Origin of the sequence: Gaoshiqia hydrogeniformans, from assembly GCF_049347105.1 — a bacterium.
GTDB lineage: Bacteria > Bacteroidota > Bacteroidia > Bacteroidales > Prolixibacteraceae > Gaoshiqia > Gaoshiqia hydrogeniformans.
In genome coordinates, this window is sequence record NZ_CP186334.1 from 2,948,214 (window position 1) to 2,971,108 (window position 22,895).

Genomic DNA, 22,895 nt, shown 5'->3' on the forward strand with positions numbered 1-22,895 from the left:
TTTTGCAAGACTGACAAATATAATCAACTTTTTTGCTTCTCAAGTTTGATAAATATCAGGTTGGGAAGGATAGTTTTTTGTAAATTCGGTTTAAAATTAGCCTTATGAAGATCTTTTCCACGAAACAGATAGCCGAAATTGATCGGTACACCATTCAAAATGAACCAATTGAAGATATTGATTTAATGGAACGGGCTTCGTTGCAAATCGTCAACTGGTTAATCCATCATTGCTCAAACGAACGGAAATTAATCATCTTTGCCGGCCCCGGGAACAACGGCGGCGACGCCCTGGCTGTTGCCCGGATGATGGCTGATTACGACTATTTCTGTGAAGTATACCTGCTTGGGTTTGGCCGGGACTTGAGCGGTTCGCCGGCCATAAACCGGCAACGTTTGGAGGAACAGGGAAAAGCGAAGCTGATCGTTCTGTCTGAAATGGGCGATCTGCCTGAAATTCCTGAAAACGCGGTGGTGATTGATGGTTTGTTTGGCTCCGGTTTGAGCCGGCAGCTTGATGGTTTGGCCGAAGCGGTTGTTGCCCGGATAAACGCTTCGCAGGCGCAGGTTGTGGCAATCGATATGCCCAGCGGCCTGTTTGGAGAGGATAATTCGGGAAACGACCTGGCTAAAGTGGTAAAAGCCGATTATACACTGACCTTCCAGTTTCCCAAGCTGAGTTTCTTTTTTCATGAACATGAAGATTTGCTCGGACAATGGGAAGTATTGCCCATCGGGCTTCACCCGGAGGCTATTTCTTCTTTTCAAACGCCGTTTCATTTTTTAACGGAAGAATATGCTTCGTCTTTGCTCCTGAAAAGGCGGAAATTTGCGCACAAGGGAAGCTTTGGCCATGCCCTGCTGATTGCCGGCTCCTACGGAAAAATGGGGGCTGCCGTGTTGGCCTCAAAAGCTTGTTTGCGCGCCGGCGCCGGTTTGCTTACCAGTCATGTGCCGCACACCGGTTACCCCGTTATTCAAACAACGGTTCCCGAGGCCATGTGTTCCATTGACGCCTCTGATCTGATGTTTACGGAATTTCCCGAACCGGCTCAGTTTTCGGCGGTTGGTGTGGGGCCGGGGGTCGGGTGTAAGCCGAACTCGCAAAAGGCGCTGAAAGAACTTTTACTGGCCAATCCGTCCAAACTTGTGCTCGATGCCGACGCCCTGAATATTCTTTCGATGCACCCCGATTGGTACGAGTTGCTTCCGGCGAACAGCATCCTGACACCCCATCCGAAAGAATTTGAACGCATGGCAGGCGAAACATCCGATTCCTGGTCGCGCCTGCAATTACAGCTATGGTTTTCGGCAACCTATCAGGTAATTGTAGTATTAAAAGGAGCCCATACAGCGGTTTCATTTCCAGATGGACGGGTATGTTTCAACACCACCGGTAACCCGGGCATGGCCACTGCCGGCAGCGGCGACGTACTGACCGGTTTTCTGCTTGGCTTGCTGGCCCAGGCTTATACGCCGCGCGACGCCTCGCTCCTGGCTGTTTATCTTCATGGCCTGGCCGGCGATTTGGCTGAACAGCAACATGGACAAGAAGCGTTGATGGCGAGCGATCTGATTGAGCATTTCGGGAAAGCATTCCTCCATCTGGCAAAATAAAACGCGGAGGCGTCAGTTATAAAATTAAAGGTCAGTCCTGGAATTTTTTATCGAAAAACCGCGGTTCAGGAGCGACAATCATTATTTTTGAGAAGAATTTAAAAAACGATTAGTCATGAAGACAAAATACACCGTACTGTTTTTGTTGCTCTTCAGCAACCTGGCTCTGTTTGCACAACGTGCAAAAGAAGCTACACCCGGTCTTGCTTTTAGCGACGGGGTCGTGTACAGTTTGCCGCGCACCGGTGTGCGGGTTTACGTGAAAGCTACTCAGGAAAAGTTTTTCAGAGGGCCGTATTACCAATATGCCGAAACCATGCTTGGATTAAAGAATGCGCCCGCGTCGGATTCGGAAAACTGGACCATTGATGATGTGAAAATTGAAACCTTCAGCGAGGCCGACCCCAAGCAGGTATATAAAGCAAAAGGTAGCGGAGCATCTCTGCTTAGCCTTACCGAGTCGGGTGTATTGGCCGGCATCAATAAACCGGCAGATGGAGGAGTTGAGTCGCCGGTTGTTTCAACCTTTTTGGGAGAGACAAAAATCCCGGATTACCCCTTCTCCGATTTATCGTTAAACCCGTTTTTTGCCAAGCAGGATTCGTCCCGCCGGAATGTGATTGTTCCGAAATCGTTGCAGGAGAAAGCGATGGAAGCTGCGCATACGATCACCAAATTGCGCAAGCGCAGGTTTAAATCGTTGGCAAACGGGTATGATGAACAATTGCCCGACGGACGCGCTTACGAGCTGATGGTGGACGAATTGGGAAAACTGGAGGCTGAATATGTGGCTTTGTTTATTGGCAAATCCTACCAAAGTACCTTCGAATATTGTTTCGATTTTATTCCCGGCGAAAATTCGGTTTCGGGTGAAGTTGTTTTTCGTTTTTCCGAAAATAAAGGCGTTTTACCCAAAACCGACATGAGCGGAAAACCCATCGTGCTCGACATCAAAAAACTGGACGACCTGGCATCGGCCCAGGAAAAACTGCTGAGCCAGCCGACTGCTGCAAGCGGCGTTTATTACCGCATGCCTGGAAAGGCTGAAATCCGGATGCAAAACGGCATTAACCTGATGGCCGCAACCCGGGTGGATCTGGCCCAGTTTGGAACGGTAGCCCCCTTACCCGAAGAATTGCTGGATGGTAACCATCAGGTTGTTTTTCATCCAAAAACGGGAGGGATAAAAAGTATTCTTCAAAAATAATTCAGGAAAGGGCAGCTTGTGACTGCCTTTTTTAATTCCTGCCGGTTGGCGGGCTGCTATTTTTTTTATTTTTACCAACTTCGAACGAAAATTTACAAATTAGTATACGATGGATGCGATTAAAAAGACGTTAAAAGATTCGGCCGCAGTACGCTGGTTCGTGTTGGTGCTTATTTCTATGTTCATGTTCGGTACCTATTGGTTTCAGGATTTTATGTCGGGACTGAAAGGTCTGATGATGTCGGAACTTGGAATTAACAGCAGCCAGTTTGGGCTGATCATCAGCTCTACCACCTGGGCAAACATGGTCGGGATGATCATGGTAGGCGGGATTATCCTGGATAAGTGGGGAATCCGCGTGGCCGGGGTGGTGTTTGGAATTGTGGCAACGCTTGGCGCATCCGTAACGGCGATGGCCACTTATGGCATGTTTGGCGACGATCCGGGAACCATGATGAAATTCATGATGGCCGGACGAATGTTGTTTGGCATTGGTCTCGAATCCATTTGCGTGATTGTTACCCGAACAACCGTAAAATGGTTTAAAGGATATGAGCTGGCCCTGGCAATGGCCATTAATGTGGCTTTTGGTCGTTTCGGAACGGCTTTCGGAACGGCTTTCTCCGTTGAAATCGGGGGAGGACATGTGGCCCCGGCGGTTGCTTTTGCCGCTTCGCTGATTGGCGTGGGTTTTATTTTGTTTCTGGCTTACCTGATTTTCGATATTCGCCTCGACAGGCAGGTGAATGCCATGAAGGAAGAGGGCGCCGGCGAAGAGGAATTTAAATTCAGCGATTTACTGAAATTGGTTACCAATAAAGGCTTTATCTATATTACCTTGTTGTGTGTGGCATTTTATTCAGGGGTGTTCCCTTTTATCCAGTACGCGCCCGATTTGCTGGTGAATAAATTTGGGTTTACCTACCAGCTGCCCGATTTGTCGGGGATGACTTTATTTGAAAAGATCGGCGCTATTTTTCACAACGGCCCCAAGGTTACCGGTTTGATTCCCCTGGGAACAATCTTATTTACGCCTATTTTCGGTTCGATTGTCGATAAAAAAGGGAAAGCGGCTTCGTTGATGATCCTGGGTGCATTCTTATTAATTTTCGCCCACGTGTCCCTGTCGCTTTTCCTCAGCGTGACGCTGGGCTATCTGGGACTGATTTCACTCGGAATTGCATTTGCACTGGTTCCCGCGGCCATGTGGCCTTCGGTAGCTAAAATTGTTGCCGAAAACCGCCTGGGAACAGCCTATTCGTCCATGTTTACCATCCAAAACTGGGGGCTTGGCCTTTTCTTCTGGGGAATTGGCGCCTTGCTCGACTATGTAAACCGTGCCGATCTGGATGCCATCAAGGCGGGCGAGAAAATGTACGATTACACGATTCCGATCCTGATGCTGGTTTTTTGCGGGCTGATCTCGATCTTCCTGTCTTATATGTTGTTGCGTGCTGATAAACAAAATAAATACGGACTGGAACTACCTTCGGGTGTCGAAGCCGAATAAACCTTAACCCTGTTTGTAACGAAGCTGCCTGAAAAACCGGAATAACAGCGTAAACCCGGTTTTTCAGGCAGTTTTTTATTTCAGCTGACGAATGTCAGAACAAGTTGGGGGGTAAAATTGTATTTTTAAAGGATTCTGTTGAAATCGTAATCACTTAAATAAAGAGCAATGAATAAAAACATTCGTGCGCTGGAACCATCTGCGCTGTGGGAAAATTTTTACAAACTCACGCAAATTCCGCGTCCCTCCAACCATGAAGAACGTATCCGGGAGTTTATCTTTAATTTTGGCAAAAGCCTTGGTTTGGAGACCATTCAGGATGAAGCCGGAAATATCATCATCCGAAAACCGGCTACCCCGGGCATGGAAAACCGGAAAGGCGTCATTTTGCAGGGGCACCTCGACATGGTCCCGCAGAAGAACAGCGATAAAATACACGACTTTGTCAGCGACCCGATTGAAGCATATATCGACGGCGAGTGGGTAACGGCAAACGGCACCACACTTGGCGCCGATAATGGTATTGGCGTGGCTGCGGCCATGACGGTGCTGGCTGCCGGCAACCTGGTTCACGGGCCGCTCGAAGCCTTATTTACGGCGACCGAAGAAACCGGCATGGATGGGGCTGAGGGCCTGAAAGCCGGGATTTTGCAGGGCGACATCCTGTTAAACACCGACTCGGAAGACGAAGGCGAATTGTACGTGGGCTGTGCCGGCGGAGAAGATGCAAGCGTTACCTTTACATATAAGGCGGATGCTGTTCCGGCAGGTTCGCTGGCTTTTAAGCTGAGTGTAACCGGTCTGAAGGGCGGACATTCGGGAATGGATATCATCCTGCAGCGTGGAAATGCCAATAAGGTGTTTTTCCGCTTGCTGAATGAGGCTTGCATTGCTGCCGGCGCCCGGTTGGCGTCGGTTGACGGGGGCAGTTTACGCAATGCTATTCCCCGCGAGGCTTTCGGGACGCTGATCGTAGATCAAAACAAGGCGGATCGCTTAAAACAAGCGCTTGAAACGGAGTTTACAACCATAAAAACGGAGTTGTCGGCAACCGAACCGGAAATGAAAATGGCCCTGGAGCCGGCAGACCTACCGGGCGCACTCATTGACGAAACAACGCAGCTGAACCTGACAAAGGCCGTGATGGCCTGTCCGAACGGGCTGATCCGTATGAGCGACAGTATGCCGGGTTTGGTGGAAACATCGGTGAATATGGCCATTATTAAGTCCAATGCTGCCGATAAGCAGGTTAGTCTGTCGTTCCTGATGAGAAGTTCTGTCGATTCGGCCAAAACCGACCTGGGTAAACGCATTGAAGCCGTGTTTACCCTGGCCGGAGCCGACGTAAAATTCGCCGGCGCTTACCCGGGATGGAAGCCGAATATGGAGTCGCCGATCCTGAAAACCATGCAAAAAGTTTATGCCGGAAAATATGGCAAAGTGCCCGAAATCAAAGCGATCCATGCCGGACTTGAATGCGGTATTCTTGGCGGAACTTATCCGCACTGGGATATGATTTCGTTTGGCCCGACCATTCGTTTTCCGCACTCGCCCGACGAGAAAGTCAATATCGGAACTGTCGGTAAATTCTGGGATTTTCTGCTGGAAACACTGAAAAACATTCCTGTAAAATAAAAACAACAGAGGGCCTCCGATTATCAGAGGCCCTCTGTTGTTCCCTGCAAAAAAATCGTTATTCCTTTGGTGCTTTCTTCGGCAGGGTGTTACATCCAAAAGGCAGGTACAAAGGACAAAAACTAAGAAAACCGGTTAGCAGGAAGATACATGCCACGATCAGCAAAACAAGCCCCAGGGTACCTGAAATAACCCCGGTAAAATGCAAAACAGCGATGATTACTGCAATAATTGCACGGATGGTGCGGTCTGTCATTCCCATGTTTTTTTTCATGATTCCCAAAATTAAGTTAATACGTTATTCTTTGCCAGTTCCTTCGAAAAAATCCGGTTAAAACAAAAGTAGTCAATTTGAATGAATGTTGACTTTACTTTAGTTCGTTGAGAAGTGCATGTCTGTCAGGTCTTTTTTACCGATAAAACGATTTTTTCTTTGTCCTGCCGGCCGACTCCGTTCAAAAATGTATTGATCTGTTCAAATTCTGCCGGGGAGAAGTTTCCTTTGTTGATGGTAATCACCCGATTTACCAGGATACTGCTGTCGGTCACCTTCCGGTAGCTGATTTTGTATGAACCGTATGACGAGCTGATTTCGGCATCTTTCGGCAAAAATTCGATCTCCAGCTCCTTCGGGATGTTTAAACTGAGCGTATCATTGTATACGTAGCCGACCGCTTCATACAGGTTTTGTTTCCGGTTTTTCCTGATTTGGGATGGAAAGGAATGCGGAAACAGCAAGTTCGGTTCAACAAACAGACGGGTTCCGCCGGTAACGGCATAACTGCCGATTTGTCCCTTTACGTACAAATCGGCGGCTGCTTCGCCAGTTGAAGTGTCTTGTACCAGGAAATCAGCAATCTGAAGTCCTCCTCCGGATAACGATTTTAGCAACTCTTTCTTTTGATCTTCTTTTGACAGGTAAATCAGGGGAAAAACATCGCTGTACAGCGAATTTCTGAACCCCGAATTTAATTCAAAGAGGGCTGATCCGTTTTCCTGCAGGTCGACTTTCAGCTGCGATGTCCGGGTGTTTTTGTCTGTGCCATATACCGGGGTCCGTACAAGTTTGCCTCCTTGTTCGGTCACCAGCAGGGCATAACGGTCTGAATTACCGGTCCCGATGTAACCAAAAGGATAGTTCTGGTTGGTGCATTCAAGCCAGATGGTGTCCTGTTCAACGGGAACACAAAGAATGATGTGGTTTGTTTGATTCGCGCTGGCAAATTCCGGGAATTTTATTTTCCGGGACGGGCCGTTCCCGATTTCGGTATAATATGATTCCACGCCAATCCCTTTCAGAAGGGCTCTCATGTAGTTGCTCAACGCTTTGCAGTCGCCGTATCCTTTGGCATGTACTTCGGTGGCAGGCGCAGGCTGAAAACCGCCAATGCCAAGCGAAATGTTGACATACCGCGTTTTTTGCTGCATGTATTTATAAAGCGTTTTTACCTTTTCTTTTTGATCTGAAATAGGGTCGGTAAGTAATTTGATTTCGTCCAGGCTTGCCGTCGAAAGTTCATCGCGTTTATTAATCAGGCCATAAACCCAGTCGCCGTAATTCTTCCAGCTGTTAAAATTGCCGCTTGTTCCTTCGTACGAGATTTCGGCGGGCGATAAAACAACAACCGGAAAAATATCCAGGTAATCAGACATCGACGGTTCGTAAGCAATCGCTTTTAAATGCGAAGCGCTCCAGCTGTACCGGATCACGTTGTCCTGTTCTTTCTTTTCAAAAATAAAAGGATGATTAAGTTCTTTATAACGCAGTTCGAGTGTCGCCGGGGTTTTTACAATTAATTCAGCCTTTTCGGTTGAGATTCCAAACCAATCGTGAGGCAACCAGTTTCCAAAACCGACGGTGCTTTTATGATCGACGGTGTAACTGTACTCAACTGTGTAAGGATAATTGTTGTTTGAAGGTTTGTAGTGGATGACCCGGTTGTCGCTGTAAAGGGTATAGCTGCTGTTGCTGGCGTAGTCATTAAAATCTTTCCTTTTAATGGCTTTCAGCAGATTGCCTTTGGCATCGTAAATGTTTTCTTTGATCGAACTGACCGAAGAATTCCGGTCGTAATAAACAGCTAATTCCGCAGCATGGATTCCCCTCGAGTTTAAAACGGTTACGGTATAATTTACCTCCAGCGTATATTTGTCGACCGACAGCCGGTTGTAAACCCTTGAAGAATTCCGGATAACCGCATTGGCATCTTTTTTCAGCGAATCAGGGATCAACGATACATCCAGTTTGTTTTGGGCATTTCCGGCAATTCCGGCCAACAGGCAGACAACTAAAAAGAGACCGGCTTTTTTCACACGGATAAATGGGTGATGAGTTTTCATGATTAACGGCGATACCTGTTTAATTTCTAACCGATTTTAAGACGACCATCTCTTTCTCTTTATCAACAATAGCCTGCACGAAGACTTTTAATAACTCGTATTCGTCGGGTAAAAACAAACTTTTATTGATGCTGATCAGCGAGCTGAAATTCAGCATATTCCCGATTTGCTCCGTGTGGTAACGAAAACTGCCCGAATTATCCGGGAGTTTAACGATGATTGGTTTGGGCAATTCCGAGACTTCATAATTTTGAGGGATCGTAATGGTGTACATCCGCTGAATCTGGAACGGATAATCAAACTCGACAGGAAATTCGCGTTTTTCCAGTTTGAAAGGGTTTTCATCAAAAAACGGATCAAGGGCGGGCGAGAAGTAGACCATATCGCCCGCGTTGTTAATGCCGTCGACAGAACTGATTTCGTAGGTTAGCTTCAGGCTGTTTGAAATGCTGTCGAGCCCATCTATTTTCAAATTGCTGATGTGGTAGGCGGTATTGTCTTCTTCCAGGGTTTTTAACGACTCGTCGGGGTCAGATTTATCTTTGATACTTCCCCGATAAGAATAAGCGCAGTAATCCAGTAGGTTTTTCTGGATTTTACCGGTTACGGCCAGGGTACTGTCGAGCGTGATGATGCTCTGCGACCGTGTGATGTAGGCTTTATAGTCCATTAAATTGATCCATTTGTCAGCCGTATTTCCAATAATCCGTCCTTTGTCGTTTAAACATCTGACAGGCAGCAGGTTTCGTAGTGAATTCGGGTCGGTGGCATCCATCAGGTAGGTATTGCCGTTGAGGTTTACCATAGCAATAACATAATTGAAACTGGTGATTGACGGGTGCGATGGGTGTACAATCCCGTTAGTCTGAGTGCTCAGAATAACCGGGTAGCTGGTAAATCCAAGTGCCCGGAGCAGCATGACTAAATTCAGGTTTACGTCGGCGCTGTTTCCTTCGCCGGTTTTATAGGCTTTGGAAAGTGTCGATGTAGTATACTTGTTAAACCCACCGTTCCAGCTTACCCGTTGCGTCATAAGGCTTAATGCGGCATCGATCAATGCTTCATCCTTCAGGTTCCTGCTTTTTAAAAGTTCCGCATCAGTATTCAGGTGGTTGGCCCGTTTCAATTCCTGGCCGAAATTATAGCTTTCATCCAGCTTCCGGTCAATTTCGTCCCAACTGGAAGTATAATACTCCATGGGCTGTTGGGGAAATTTGGTGTATTGTAACTCAAATTCAACCTTTGAGAGGTAATTGTTGGCTGTTTTCAAAAACTTTTCATTGGGAAATGCCGGAATATCTTTTGCCAGAAAATGATAGATGTGTTCGGTAAAATCAACGTCATAGGTGTACTTTTCTTCTTTGACACTCATTCCTTCGGCCCGCTGGTGGTGGGTAAGCGTCAGTTTTCTGGGTTTACGGTTGGTCACGGTTTCAATCGGGAAATATCCTTTTGATGTTTTATTGTAATTAAAATACTCGGGGATAGTTACGGTATATTCGCTGTACAGGGTGGGAATTCTTCGTTGAAAATACCATTCCTGCAGGTTGAAAAGAAAGTCTGATTTGATGGAATACTGAATTTCGATCACAGAACCTTCTTTTAACGCCGGCATGGCAAACTTCACCGTTTTGAGGTTTTCGCTTGTTTCTTCGGTTAAAATATCACTTTTTTCAAGTTTGATTTTTGCAATCTTTCCGTCTTCGAGGTTATAAGTGAAGGCTTTCAGGTTGGTAACTTCTTCCCGCGTGCTGCCTTTCTGGTAGATGGGAATTTGAAAATCGCCCCACGAAAGCCCCTGGTTGTTTAAGATTTTTACCCGGAGATGCCGGTTAAAAACCAACTGAAAACCCTTATTTGACGACTGGTCGTAAATGAACTCGGTTTCACCGGCGTCGAAGATGCAGTAGGCATCGGCGTGTGCGTCGATAGGGCATTCTTTCGATTCCAGGCCGGAGATCTCAATTTTGCCAAATTTTTCGGGAGCATTTTGTGAAAAAGCCTGTTGAAAAAAGCACAGGAGGATGAATAGCGCAGTGATTGTTGGTAACGTTGTTTTCATAAATAAGGTTTTAAATCAGGATAAGTTGTCTTTTTGGGGAGGACAATCCCCGGGTATCAGGTTGTAAGAAGTTGCCGGAATACAGGTGGATGGAATATGTCGGTCTTTTCTCCAAAAGTTGCTTGAGCTTGGTTTCCGGCAGTCAAGTTATCAAAATAAAACAGAACAATAACCATTTCCGGCAGGAAAATTCATTATTTATTTTATGTCTAAATAACAATGCGTTTACCCGAGTAACAAACTCCCCTGTTCATCGAATGTCCAAAAGGGGGCCCAGGCAATTTCCCAGGCATGACCATCGGGGTCAGCAAAATAACAATCATATCCGCCCCAGAATGTTTCCCTCGGTTCAACCAGCGACTGGCCTCCATTTTCAATGATTTGCCTGTATAATTGATCAACGGCTTCTTTAGTGTCCTGATTGATCGCTAGTGTCACACCCGAAAAACCACTTCGTTCGGGCGGAATCCCGGCATCCTCGGCCAGGCCGTTGAGCGGGTAAAGGGCAAACACGATGCCTCCCTGTCCGTAAAAAACAATGTTATCGTCGCTGCCTGTTCCGGGCTCCCAGCCCAGGGCTTGGCGGTAAAATTCGCGTGAGCGTTTGAGGTTACTCACTCCAAGGGTTACGATGTTTAAGCGCGATTTCATGGGTACATTAGTTCTAATTTCGGTTAAGGTACGACGATTAACGATGATCCGGCTGGTGTCACCTCTGTGTTATTCGGTAAAATGCCCGCAGCTCTTCTTTTCTTTTTCCGGGCAACTGGTGCCAGCGGATTCCCCGGATGGCGCCTTCGAGCCCGCAAAGCATACTCAGGCAGACTGTTTTGTCGATGGTTGACAAACGGATAAAGGCCTGTTCTGCTCCCATTCTGATGAGTTGTTCGGGAGTTTCAATGCCGGCTTCTTTTAATTTGGCTTCTACAACTTTGCCAATGTTGGGCAGGTCGGACAGTTGTGTCATGGTTTTTTTGTTTTTTTCAAATTTACGGAAGAATATGTATCATATGCTCCCTTTCAGGATCAAATTTTAAGCTAAAATTGTATTCTTCAGGGAATAGGGGACCGGTTAATTTGTAAAAACTTGTTAATGCGCCCGTATAAACCGGACGATGATTTCCCTTTTGCCCGGATTTTAATTTATTTAGCTAATCCAATTTTGACAAGTAGCATGAATCATTCAACTGGTATCTTTTTTTGCCGTTGCGGGGCCCATGTAATTTCGGGCGAAAAAACGGACGAATTAGCTGATGCTTTTCGCCGGTTGGATGCCGATGTATACGAGCTTCGCGATTTGTGCGCCCTGTCGGTCGCCGGGAAGGACATGCTGCAAGCTACTGCGGAAAAATACGACCGCAAAGTAATTGTTGCCTGTTATCCGCGTGCGGTGAAAAATTTGTTAGGACAGGCTGGAATTGATTTTGGAAAATTTGAGGCGCTGAATTTCAGGGAGCTTTCGGCAGAACAGATCGGGGTACAGTTGAGTGAAAGCCATCAATTAGAGGAAGGTGAAGCCCGCTGCCGGGTACTGCAGGCTGAGTTGGATGTGCCGGCCTGGTTTCCGGTCATCGACGAGTCGCGCTGTGCCCTTTGCGGACAATGTGCCCGTTTTTGCCTGTTTGGCGTTTACAAATACGATAAAAAAAGTCTGCGGGTGGTTAACCCCCTGGCGTGTAAAAATAATTGTCCGGCCTGTGGACGGACTTGCCCGGCATCGGCCATTATCTTTCCGAGGCTGGCCGAGAAATCGGCGCTGGCCGGCGCCGAAGTTGATGAGTCAAAACTACCGGGTCAGGCAAAGCCGGGAAGCTTGCTTTTTACACTAAATGAGCGTAATCAGGCAAGGAAAAACATTTTCAGACAAGGGGTGGTGCAGTTGGCCGAAGAAGAACGGCGCAAGGCGCTGGAAGAATTCAAAGAAAGCATTCGAAAAGAGAACTGACATGCTGAAACAACTACTGTTTAATACCGATAAGCGGTGTCTGTATAAATTTGTGTACAATCTGGGGATTAAAGGTACACGCAGTTTTAACCGGTTTCAAAAACGGTTAAAGAAAGGCCAGTTTTTCCCGGCTTTTCATTTTATCTCGGTAACCGACGATTGTAATCTGAATTGTCAGGGTTGCTGGGTGATGGGGAAAAAGAAAAACAACCGGCTGCCGGCTGAACAATTAGACCGGATCATCACCGAAACCAAAGCGCAAGGCTCCTACTTCTTTGGAATTCTGGGTGGAGAACCTTTGCTGTACAAACCGCTTTTCAGTGTGTTCAGGAAACATGCCGATTGCTATTTTCAACTGTTCACCAACGGGACTCTGCTAAGCCCCGATGTGGCGGATGAATTGCGCCGTTGTGCCAACGTAACACCTTTGATCAGCTTCGAAGGAGATGAAAAGGTTGCCGATGTTCGCCGTGGGGGCAAAAACGTGTACCAACGCACCTGGCAGGCTATTGATCAGGCCGTCGGGGCAGGTTTGGTGACCGGAGTTGCCATGAGTGTTTGCAAATCAAATCTCGCCCTGGCGATGTCGCCTGCGTTTATTCAATCGTTGATTGACCGGGGGGTGCTTTATCTTTGGTATTACATTTACAGGCCGGTTGGCGAAAATGCCACCGTGGAGCTGAGTTTAAATAAGGAAGAAATAGAACAACTGCGGTTGCATATGGTGGAAGCGCGGACAAAATATAAAATTGCGATCATTGATGCCTATTGGGACGGGGAGGGCAGGGGGCTTTGTCCTGCCGCTACGGGCTTGAGTCATCACATCAATGCTTCGGGTTATATCGAACCCTGCCCGGTCATACAGTTTGCGACCGACCGTGTCGGAGACCAACCGCTGGCTGAAATTTACCGGTCTTCGTCATTTCTGACCGAATTGAAAGCAGAAATTCCAAAGAAAACTTCCGGCTGCATCATCATGGAAGACCCCCGTTGGCTGGTTGATTTTGCGGAAAGGCACGGGGCAGCGGATACTTCGGGCAGACGCAATGAAGCCGCCCGCCTGCGCGCGATGGAAAAAATATGCAGTCATGGATCGGGAAGACCCATCCCGGAGAAAAGTTGGGTGTATAAATTTGCGAAAAAACGGGCCTTCTTTGGATTGGGGGCCTACGGATAAAAAAGATGATAAAAACGCAACGACTATTAAAAGTACCTCAGGATGTGAAATTGCGAAGTTTGCTTCGCAAGGAAGCTGCTTTGTTTGTTGCCCGCGAAAAAATACGTCCGCCGGTCGGTTTTGTGCGTTTGCAAAATCTGGCTGCGGTACTGCTACGGCATTTGGGGATGGACGACGAATACCTCGATTTTACGATCGTGCTGTGCGGCAACGAAATCTGGCGCGATGTGGTTGCAGCTACCCCTTTTGACCGTCGCCTGTTGTTGTTGCCGCAGTGCCTGAAAAATACCCAAACTTGTCAGGCCGATATGGACTCGCTCGGTTTAATTTGTGCCGGTTGCAAAGCCTGCCCGATTGACAGCGTGCTGACAAAAGCGGAGGCTCTTGGGTACACCACCCTGGTTGCCGAAGGAACCACCGTTGCGGTGGGTTTGGTTGAAGAAGGCGCCATCGATGCGGTGATCGGTGTGAGTTGTATGCCCGTGTTGCAACGGTCGTTTGAGCCGGTTTCAAGGGCTGCCGTGCCGGTGATGGGTTTGCCGCTGTTGTTTAACGGCTGCGAAAATACCAACCTGGATTATGGCTGGCTGTTTGAAGAAATGCACTTGTTAAAGCAGAATGCAGCCATTCAACCGCTTTCGGTTTCCCTGCTGAAAGATCAGGTTCAGGATTATTTTACCGAGTTTACCCTGCAGGATTTCTTTTGCGCAGGGAACGAAACCGAAAAACTGGCCAAACGCATGCTGATGGCGGGGGGCCAGCGTATCCGGCCCTTACTCACAGTGCTGGCTTACCGTTCGTATGCCAGGGAGGTAAGGGAGGACTTACAGGCTGCACTGGCGATGATTATCGAATGCTTCCACAAGGCTTCGCTGATTCATGACGACCTGGAAGACGATGATGATTACCGCTACAATCAGGAAACCCTGCATAAAACACACGGCATCCCCGTGGCGGTTAACGTGGGCGATTACCTGGTTGGTAAAGGCTACCGGTTGCTGGCAAGTTTGCCCGTCGATCCGGTGGCATTGGCCGAATCGCTTCGCGTGGTATCATCCTCGCACCTTAACCTGGCAACCGGACAGGGAGCCGACTTGATGCTGAACGGACAAAGCCAGGCGCCGTCGGTTGACGAGTTGCTGCAAATCTTCATTCAAAAAACAGGTGAAGCGGTAAAGGTAGCGCTGTTGCTTGGGGCCATTAACGGCGGTGCCGAACCCGCCGAACTGAGAATCCTGGAAACTTTTGCCGACTGGTTTGGCATCGCCTACCAGATTCGCGACGATTTGAATGAATTCCGCGACGATCATCAGCCGGGGCATACCCGTCATTTCCCGTTTTTAATGGCTTTACTGAATGAAAAACTGGCAGAAAATGAAGGATACAGGCTGCAGGAGATGGCAAAATTGAGTTCAAACGAATTGCGCCGTTTGATGAGCGATGAAAAAGTGGATGTACATGCCGATGCTTTCCTGAAATTGTATGTTGACAAATGCTATCGCGAACTGGACCGGCTGCAAAACCTGAAGCTGAAACTGAGTTTATACGGGCTGATGGGCAAAATCTTCTGAAAAGAACCATGAAACCTGCCAAACGGGACCGACCACTCTACCTGCAGTTTATCCGGACCATCCGCGATGGACTGAGTTTGCTTGACCCGGATATTCAAAACGAAATCAGGCAGTTTACCGACCGTCAGCAACACCCCTCGGGCGCGTTTACCGATCGTGCCGGAAATCCCGATTGCTATTATTCCTTGTTTGGTTTTTGGCTGGCCTCGGCTTTAAATATGAAAAGCAACCTGGAGCGGCTGCTGGCGTTCGCCTCGGTAAAAGATATTGACCTTGAGAAAAGACCGGTCGACCGGTTTGCGTTGATGCTCATCCGGCATTCGTTGTCTCCCGGGAAAAATAACTCGTCAAAACTGCCCGGGATGCTGTTTAAGAAGGAATACCGTGTGAACTTCTCTTACCAGTTGTTCTTATCTTTGCTGGTGTTTGACGCCCGATACGGTCGGAAAGAATGGTTATATTTCCTGGTTCGGCTGGTTTTACGGGTGTATCAGCCGGAGGGGAATGTTCCGTGCAGCCTGTTGGCCGCCTTGACGGTAGCCCGGCACGAAGCGGGATTAAAAACCGAAAAGCAACACCGGCAGTTGCGGGCTTTTATGGATGGAGATCAGGGCTTTAAATCGTTCATGCACATGGAGTCGGGCGATTTGTTGTCGACAGGCGTGGCCTTGTATGCCCTGCAAACAGGGTATGATTTGCGGCTGATTGCCCCTGACTGTTTCAGTTTTGTTCAACGGCAATATGCCGGCGGCGCATTCTTATCGGGCGATGGCGACCAAACCCGCGACCTGGAATACACGTTTTACGGTTTGCTGGCTTTGGGGAGTTTGGCCGGGAGCTGAGACGGTGAGTATACGCAGACAACATCGGTATAAGTTGAAATTAGTGAAAGACGATTATCTTGATTTATGACAAAGCAAGATCTTGAAAAACGCTTTAAGGAGTTATCCGGAATCTTATTGCAGGAAATGAACCCGCAAGGTTTCTGGACCGGAGAATTGTCGTCCAGCGCACTGGGAGTGGCTGTAGCTGTTGCGGCTTTGCATTTTCACGACGCGCAAGCCAACCGGGATGAAATCAGGAAGGGCTTGGACTGGCTTCAGCAAAATGTCAATGCCGATGGCAGTTTTGGCGATACGCCGGCCAGTCCGGGGAATGTGAGTACCAGTTTGCTGGTATATGCTGCCGCGAACCTGTATGCTGCAACCGATGAAAAAACAGCCGTGTTGCAGGAAAAAATTACAGCTTATTTGTCGGCGCAGGGAATTGACGTCCGTTCGCCGCAGGTCGCCGAATTTATTCTTGGTCATTATCAGAAAGATTACACGTTTTCTGTTCCGATCCTCACTATGTGTGGTTTGTGCGGCGTTCCGGGCGACGACGCTTTCCAATACGTCCCCCAGTTGCCCTTTGAACTGTCGTTGGTGCCCCGGAAATTTTACCGGCTGCTTAAGCTGAGCGTGGTCAGTTATGCTATTCCTGCTTTGGTGGCTGTAGGCATTGTGGTTTTCAAAAAGAAGAAGTCGAATGTTGTTTGGCGGTTTCTCAGGAAGGGGTTTGTAGGTCCGGCGCTGAGTCTGCTCCGACGTTTAATGTCTGAAAGCGGCGGCTTCCTGGAAGCCATTCCCTTGACGGCATTCGTGAGCTTAAGCCTGATCGAGGCTGGTTTTGGCGGGTTGGAAGTTGTGGAGAAAGGGATTGCCTTTTTAAAGCGTACCCAACGCGCCGACGGCAGCTGGCCAATCGATATTGATTTATCGACCTGGGTGACTACCCTGGCCGTAAAATCGCTTCGCGGGCGAAGGGATGAGGCGCTCAAGCCGGAGATGCAGTCCCGTATTGCGGGGCATCTGAATGAGATTCAAAACCTGGAAATACATCCCTTTAACGGCGCCCATCCGGGCGGGTGGGGCTGGACCAGCCATTCCGGTTCGGTGCCCGACGGCGACGATACGCCCGGAGCCATCCTGGCCTTACTTCAACTTCAACCGAAACAAGAGGTCAAACATCAGGTGTTGGCGGCCTGTGAGTGGCTGCTGCAACTGCAAAATAGCGACGGCGGCATTCCTACTTTCTCAAAAGGTTGGGGTAAGTTGCCCTTTGATCAGAGTTGTGCCGACCTGACCGGTCACTGTCTGCTGGCTATTTCGGCCTGTTTGGATGCGTTTGGGCAGGAATTGGACGCTGATACAATAACGAGGTTTAGCTCTGCCGTTAAACGAATGGGCGCTTATCTGAAAAAACACCAGCAGATAGATGGAAGCTGGCTGCCGCTCTGGTTCGGAAACCAATATACATCCGGCCAGATTAATCCGGTGTATGGCACCGCGCGGGTGCTGACTTATTTGCACGATGTCAGCCGTTACAGTTGGCCGGATCGCGCGATGCGTGAACAGTTGCAAAAACTCATGCATCCGGCTGAACAATTTTTGCTGGCCGTTCAGAATGAAGATGGCAGTTGGGGAGGTGATCAATCGGTCAGCGGATCGCTTGAAGAAACCGCCCTGGCGGTGTCTGCCCTTTCCGGCAGTCGGTATAACCAGGTTTGTTCACGGGGGCTGGACTGGCTGGATGCGTTTTTCCTTCAACACGGATTAAAAGCTTCGCCCATCGGGCTGTACTTTGCCTCCTTGTGGTACGATGAAAAGCTCTATCCGTTAACGGCTTACCTGGAAGCGGTTGTTCGTACGGCCGAAATCGAAGATCCGGCGAACTAAATTATCCACGGGAACAAATCATGCTGATTCGTTCGCCCTCGGTGGTGAGGTAACTTCCCATTAAGTTTGCCGTCAGGCAACTGTGTACGGGAATGATTTCAACCAGGTCGCCCACGTTGAAATAGTTGAAATCTTTATAGGTTACTTTTAATATGCCGTGTTCCTGGCTGAGTTTGTGCAGGTAGTTCCGCTCGTCGAGCAGCATTTTTTCGCCGTTTGTCTGTACAACAATCTGACCGTAAAGCTCTTTTCCGTCGGTATTGGTGATGGAGTCTTTTGAAATATGCACAGCCCCCCCGTAAATTACTACTTCGTTGCGTGAAGCATATTTGGCAATGACGGGACAAACCAGGCGTACTGCAATATCGTCGAATTTACAGGCGCCAAGTTTCCATTGCATCAAGTCGTAAAAAACAAAATTACCGGGACGGATTTCATCAATGCCATCAAAATTTTCGCAAATGCTGGCCGACGGAGTATCGCCCAATGATAACAATAAATTGGGCCAATCGGACTGGTAACGGCATTTGAGCGAACGCATTTTTAGCAAGGCGTCGAAATGGCGGTTAAAAATATCGTGCTTGGAATAGGCCTGGTAAGTTTGACCTGAGTGCGAAAGAAATCCGGTAAAGGATAAACGCGGATTATTCTGCATGATTTCCAGGAGGCTGTCTGTCAGGTTGGTTTTGCTTGCTGAAATTCCGGTGCGGTTATGTCCGGTATCAATTTCAATATAAATCCCAACCGGAAACCGGATAAATTTATCCAGATAAAGCAGCGATTCTTTATTCTCAACCAATAATTTCAACTTGATTTTTTGAGCCAGTTGATTGATCTGATCAATTTCGAGGATGTTAACCGGAATCGCAATGGTGATATCAGTCCATCCGTGTTCGGCGAAGTACATGGCCATGGCTACCGACGAAACAGTAATACCTGTTACTCCATATTCGCGGAACCACCCGCCGATTTCTGCTGACTGATGTGTTTTGAAATGCGGGCGAAATTGCAGGTTCTTTGATTTTGCCCGCGCTGCCATCCGGGCAATATTTTTGCGACAAACTTCTTTGTCAAGTACCAGGGTCGGGTGTACTATTTCCATGATAAAACCAGTTTTATTCCACGAAAATCAGATATAAAAACAGGCTCCTTAAAAAAAACGAGGATACAGGATCTGATTTTTCAAACAAGCCTTTAAAGTTAAACATTTCAATGAGTAATAAAAATTATTGCAGGTCGAATAAGGGTGAGGCCGGCCTGATCAGGATGTGTGGTGTTTTATATGTTTTTTAGACGAAATTTGATGTTCTGATACAGATTACTTTGAATTGCTTTTCTTAGTTTTGTGTCTGCTGATAATTTGCTTTAGATCTGTTTCTTTTGTATCCGAAAAAATTAACATATTGCCTGTTTCTGACAATTCAATTAATTGCGGCCGCCATGCTGTCGCAAGCCGGTCATTTGTGGTACACCGAACTTCCCGACAGCGCCCGGGCCAAAATCCGTTTAACCTCCTACCTGCTGATCAGTCTGTCTGATTTTTCAATGCAGGAAATTTTACAACTGGCTGACCGAAAAGTGCCGCTCGCCTTCATTGAGCCGGGCTTGCCGGATGCGAACATGAACCATCTGTTGCAACAGATATCCGTAAAACAAAACCCGTTGCCGCTTATTTGTGAAAATGCAGGTTTGGATGATGAGTCGGAGCTTCCCGGTGTAATCCTGATCAAGCCGGAACAAATGGATCAGGTCCGGTTAGAGTCAATAGGCACAGATAGTTTATTAAATAGCTCGTTGTTTACTTTTCGCGAGTTGCTCTGCGTGGTCAGCCACATTGGCCAGCCAGCCGACAGCAGTTTGTTGTTCCGGCTTTGGAGGCAGTCGGGAAAACTGCCTAACTTTATTCAAAGTCCCAAAGGGCAGGTTGATGCGTTGATACTGCTTATTGAATCGTTAAACTCTCACCGGAAAATTTACGGGGTAATCCGGTCGGGCGACCAGCTTCTTGGCCGGGTGTCGTGGAAAGATTATCCCAACAGGATCGCCAACGGGTACTTTTGTTTTCCGATAGAAGGACAGGCCCGCAGAACTTTCAGCCCGTATAAGGCGGGCTATCAGTTTTCACCCGATATTATTCTCGATTCGCCCGAAAATCTGAATTATCCGAAAATTTTTAAAGCGGTTGAATTGAGCGCTGACTTTGGTTTGAGCGATCATTTTAAATTTAATGGGAAAATTGTAAACCGGGAACGGGGCAACACAAAGGAAATATTGACCTATGATATTGAGTTTGTAAAGGATGAAACCCGTGGACAGGTTGGCTGGTTTCCGGGAAGGGCTTATGTTGATGCCGGTTTGCAAAGTAAGACATCGTTAAAAACGAATTTCAGCATCACGGCCTGGATTAAACCCACAAAGATCGGAGCGAATAACAGCATCCTGGGGAAAGGAAAAAATTTTGTCCTGAAATTACATAACGGGATGCTCACGTATACGATGCAGGGCATCAAAGATTACCAGGGACAAAACTCAAAAGTTCCGGTTAACCAATGGACATTTGTAGGCCTGGTACACTCGGCCTATGAAAACCGGATCAGTTTTTATATCAATGGTGAACTGACCGATCAAACCGACCTGATTACTCCGTATGACGAATCGGATTATACCTTGCTGATTGGCAGCAACCTGTGGGAAGAGTTTTTTTCAGGATATATGGATGAGTTAAAAATCTGGACAAGGGAACTCAACGACGATGAAATCCGCCGGCAATACCAGGATTCGCGAATAAAACACCGGGAAAAAACTTACGCGCTGATTTTCCTGGTCCTGATTCCGGGTATTGTTCTTCTGCTGTTTTTCCTGCTGCGCCGGAAACAGAAGTTTCAACCTCGTTCTTCTGTAAAGGCTGAAGCCTGTAAGCCGGTTACTCCGGCATTGCCCGCCAATGGGGAAATAATCTGTTGTTTTGGAGGCTTGAAAGTGATAAACGGGCAGGGAATAGATATCAGCCAACGGTTTTCGCCCAAAATAAAAAAATTGTTTGTATTGATTTTTCTGTATAGTGTGGATGGACAAAAGGGAATCGCTACGAAAAAATTATCGGAGACCTTATGGCCCGGCATGAGTCCTCAGCATGCCAAAAACACACGGGGAACCAACATCCAAAACCTCAAAGCGGCGCTTGCCTCCTGTCCCGGCATCAAACTGGTCTTCCGCGACAAGCTTTGGTTTCTTGAGTTCGGTCCATCCGTTTATGCCGATTATACCGATGTTCAGGTCAGGATCGGGCAACTCGAAAAATGGGTTGGTGACGGAGCTGTTCCCGAAAAAGAACTCAAAGCCTTGCTGGATATTTTAAACCAAGGGACGCTTTTTCCAAATATGACCGAATCGTGGCTTGATCCTTACGTGAGCAAAATGAGCGACCGGATCATTGAGCTGGGATTGAGGCTCTTCGACCTGCTTGATGAGAATAAACAGGCCTCCCTGATTCATGAATTAGCCGAGGTGATTAGCCTGAACGACCCGCTCAACGAACCGTCGCTTCGTGCAAAACTTCGAATCCTCACCCGGCAGGGAAAATTAAGCCTTGCCCTGACGTTGTACAATCACTTTGTCAGGCTTTACCGCGAGTTGTACCAGGAGACCTATCCGGTCGATTTCAGAGACCTGACCTCGGAAGTCTGAGCTGATCAATGACGAAAGATTTGTATTGGCCTTATTTTCTTTTGGCATTACCCCTTTTATTACCCCTGCTGTTATACCCTCTTTGTTTTCTTTGCCGTAAACAAGCTGACAGGTAAATACTAAATCAAATCAAATACGAATGGATAACAAAACGGACAATCGCCGCGATTTTATTAAAAAGTCGCTGATTGCTGCTGCCGGGATTACGATAATTCCCAGGCATGTCATGGGAGGCGCCGGTTTTCTGGCGCCCAGCGATCAACTAACAAAAGCCATTATTGGCGTCGGAGGAATGGGGCAGGGGCACATTAACTATGAAGGTACCCGCTTGCTGGCTGTTTGCGACGTCGACAAGAACCACCTGGAACAAACCCTGAAGAAGGTAAATGCAGAAGTGAAAGGTTACGCCGATTTTCGGGAAGTGCTTCAACGTCCCGACATCGACATCGTCCACATTGCCACGCCGCCTCACTGGCACGGTATCATGTCGGTGATGGCAGCCCGGGCCGGTAAAGATGTATGGTGCGAAAAGCCCATGACCCGTACCATTGGCGAAGGTAAACGCGTGGTGGAAGCCATGAAGGCGAACGGCCGCATGTTCCGGTTGAATACCTGGTTCAGGTTTAAAGATAACTTTTACGGACTGGGTACGCCAGTAAAACCCTTGAAAAAAGCGGTGCAAAGCGGGGCCCTGGGCTGGCCGCTGAAAGTAACCATCAGTGGGGTAACCGGCTTCGACTGGAAATTCTACTGGGTTGGAAAGACCAACCTCAGCCCGGAACCTGTTCCTGCCGAACTTGATTATGACATGTGGCTGGGACCGGCCCCCCTGAAACCTTACAATAAACACCGTGTGCATCAGACTTTTCGCGGGTACTGGGATTACGACGGCGGCGGTCTGGGCGATATGGGGCAGCATTACATCGATCCGGTGCAATATATTCTCGACAAGGACGATACCAGTCCGGTAAAAGTGGAGATTGACGCTCCCCAGCAACACTACGACGCCATCGGAACATGGCGAAAAATCACCTATACATACGCTGACGGATGCCAGATCATTCTCGATGGTGAAAATAAAGATCAGAATGCCGCTTATATTGAGGGGCCTAAGGGGAAAATCTATAAAGGATTTAAATCGGACATTCCCGGACTGAATAAGTTGATTGACGCTCTTCCTGATCCGGAACCCCGGATAACCACTTTCAGCGAATCGGTACGCACGCGCAAGAAATTTGCGCTGAACGAAGAAAACGGGCATCGTTCGTGTACTATCGTAAATATGGGCGTTATCGCGTTGCAATTGGGGCGTAATCTGGAATTCGACCCGGTTAAACAGGAGTTTGTTCATGACGATGAAGCCAACAAGCTCATTAACCAGCCAATGCGCGGCGAATGGACCATTTAAGGATCGAAGCACAATATGAT

At 47.9% G+C, this 22,895-nt stretch carries 17 protein-coding genes; 11 read left to right on the forward strand and 6 right to left on the reverse strand.

Annotation, left to right across the window (positions count from 1 at the left end):
* The first annotated feature begins 104 nt into the window (after positions 1-104).
* From ACOIT5_RS11775 to ACOIT5_RS11790, 4 genes are all read left to right on the forward strand, one after another.
* A complete protein-coding gene (locus tag ACOIT5_RS11775; protein ID WP_423126357.1) occupies positions 105-1,616 on the forward strand; it encodes an NAD(P)H-hydrate dehydratase in 1,512 nt (503 codons plus the stop codon).
* A 115-nt stretch (positions 1,617-1,731) separates the two neighbouring features.
* Positions 1,732-2,823, forward strand: a complete 1,092-nt coding sequence (locus ACOIT5_RS11780; RefSeq protein WP_423126358.1) for a DUF4831 family protein — start codon at positions 1,732-1,734, stop codon at positions 2,821-2,823.
* Positions 2,824-2,932: 109 nt separating this feature from the next.
* Positions 2,933-4,333, forward strand: a complete 1,401-nt coding sequence (locus tag ACOIT5_RS11785; RefSeq protein WP_423126359.1) for an MFS transporter — start codon at positions 2,933-2,935, stop codon at positions 4,331-4,333.
* A gap of 168 nt (positions 4,334-4,501) precedes the next feature.
* Positions 4,502-5,968: an aminoacyl-histidine dipeptidase gene (locus ACOIT5_RS11790; RefSeq protein ID WP_423126360.1), complete on the forward strand. Its 1,467-nt coding sequence runs from the start codon at positions 4,502-4,504 to the stop codon at positions 5,966-5,968.
* A gap of 58 nt (positions 5,969-6,026) precedes the next feature.
* On the opposite strand, the gene ACOIT5_RS11795 is transcribed toward ACOIT5_RS11790, so the two are convergent.
* From ACOIT5_RS11795 to ACOIT5_RS11815, 5 genes are all read right to left on the reverse strand, one after another.
* A complete protein-coding gene (locus ACOIT5_RS11795; RefSeq protein ID WP_423126361.1) occupies positions 6,027-6,242 on the reverse strand; it encodes a YgaP family membrane protein in 216 nt (71 codons plus the stop codon).
* A 125-nt stretch (positions 6,243-6,367) separates the two neighbouring features.
* On the reverse strand, positions 6,368-8,308 hold the full coding sequence (locus ACOIT5_RS11800; protein WP_423126362.1) for a DUF3857 domain-containing protein: 1,941 nt from the start codon (positions 8,306-8,308) through the stop codon (positions 6,368-6,370).
* A gap of 19 nt (positions 8,309-8,327) precedes the next feature.
* Positions 8,328-10,370, reverse strand: a complete 2,043-nt coding sequence (locus ACOIT5_RS11805) for a DUF3857 domain-containing protein (RefSeq protein ID WP_423126363.1) — start codon at positions 10,368-10,370, stop codon at positions 8,328-8,330.
* Positions 10,371-10,595: 225 nt separating this feature from the next.
* Positions 10,596-11,021 (reverse strand): VOC family protein, encoded by a 426-nt coding sequence (locus ACOIT5_RS11810; RefSeq protein ID WP_423126364.1) that lies wholly within the window; start codon positions 11,019-11,021, stop codon positions 10,596-10,598.
* A 58-nt stretch (positions 11,022-11,079) separates the two neighbouring features.
* A complete protein-coding gene (locus ACOIT5_RS11815) occupies positions 11,080-11,337 on the reverse strand; it encodes a TfoX/Sxy family protein (RefSeq protein ID WP_423126365.1) in 258 nt (85 codons plus the stop codon).
* 207 nt (positions 11,338-11,544) lie between these two features.
* On the opposite strand from ACOIT5_RS11815, the gene ACOIT5_RS11820 reads away from it, so the two are divergent.
* The 5 genes from ACOIT5_RS11820 (at position 11,545) to ACOIT5_RS11840 (ending at position 17,780) form a co-directional block, all read left to right on the forward strand.
* Complete coding sequence (locus ACOIT5_RS11820; RefSeq protein WP_423126366.1) at positions 11,545-12,315, forward strand: ATP-binding protein; 771 nt, start codon at positions 11,545-11,547, stop codon at positions 12,313-12,315.
* 1 nt (position 12,316) lies between these two features.
* Positions 12,317-13,492, forward strand: coding sequence for a radical SAM protein (locus tag ACOIT5_RS11825; protein WP_423126367.1), 1,176 nt, complete (start codon positions 12,317-12,319; stop codon positions 13,490-13,492).
* Positions 13,493-13,497: 5 nt separating this feature from the next.
* Positions 13,498-15,063 carry a polyprenyl synthetase family protein gene (locus ACOIT5_RS11830; protein WP_423126368.1) on the forward strand — a complete coding sequence of 522 codons (1,566 nt, stop codon included), beginning with the start codon at positions 13,498-13,500 and terminating at the stop codon, positions 15,061-15,063.
* A gap of 8 nt (positions 15,064-15,071) precedes the next feature.
* Positions 15,072-15,905 carry a hypothetical protein gene (locus tag ACOIT5_RS11835; RefSeq protein ID WP_423126369.1) on the forward strand — a complete coding sequence of 278 codons (834 nt, stop codon included), beginning with the start codon at positions 15,072-15,074 and terminating at the stop codon, positions 15,903-15,905.
* Between the two features lie 66 nt (positions 15,906-15,971).
* On the forward strand, positions 15,972-17,780 hold the full coding sequence (locus tag ACOIT5_RS11840; protein ID WP_423126370.1) for a prenyltransferase/squalene oxidase repeat-containing protein: 1,809 nt from the start codon (positions 15,972-15,974) through the stop codon (positions 17,778-17,780).
* A 1-nt stretch (position 17,781) separates the two neighbouring features.
* On the opposite strand, the gene ACOIT5_RS11845 is transcribed toward ACOIT5_RS11840, so the two are convergent.
* Positions 17,782-18,882 carry an alanine racemase gene (locus tag ACOIT5_RS11845; protein WP_423126371.1) on the reverse strand — a complete coding sequence of 367 codons (1,101 nt, stop codon included), beginning with the start codon at positions 18,880-18,882 and terminating at the stop codon, positions 17,782-17,784.
* Positions 18,883-19,220: 338 nt separating this feature from the next.
* On the opposite strand from ACOIT5_RS11845, the gene ACOIT5_RS11850 reads away from it, so the two are divergent.
* Positions 19,221-21,467, forward strand: a complete 2,247-nt coding sequence (locus tag ACOIT5_RS11850; RefSeq protein ID WP_423126372.1) for a LamG-like jellyroll fold domain-containing protein — start codon at positions 19,221-19,223, stop codon at positions 21,465-21,467.
* Between the two features lie 139 nt (positions 21,468-21,606).
* Positions 21,607-22,875, forward strand: coding sequence for a Gfo/Idh/MocA family oxidoreductase (locus ACOIT5_RS11855; RefSeq protein WP_423126373.1), 1,269 nt, complete (start codon positions 21,607-21,609; stop codon positions 22,873-22,875).
* Positions 22,876-22,895 lie beyond the last annotated feature (20 nt).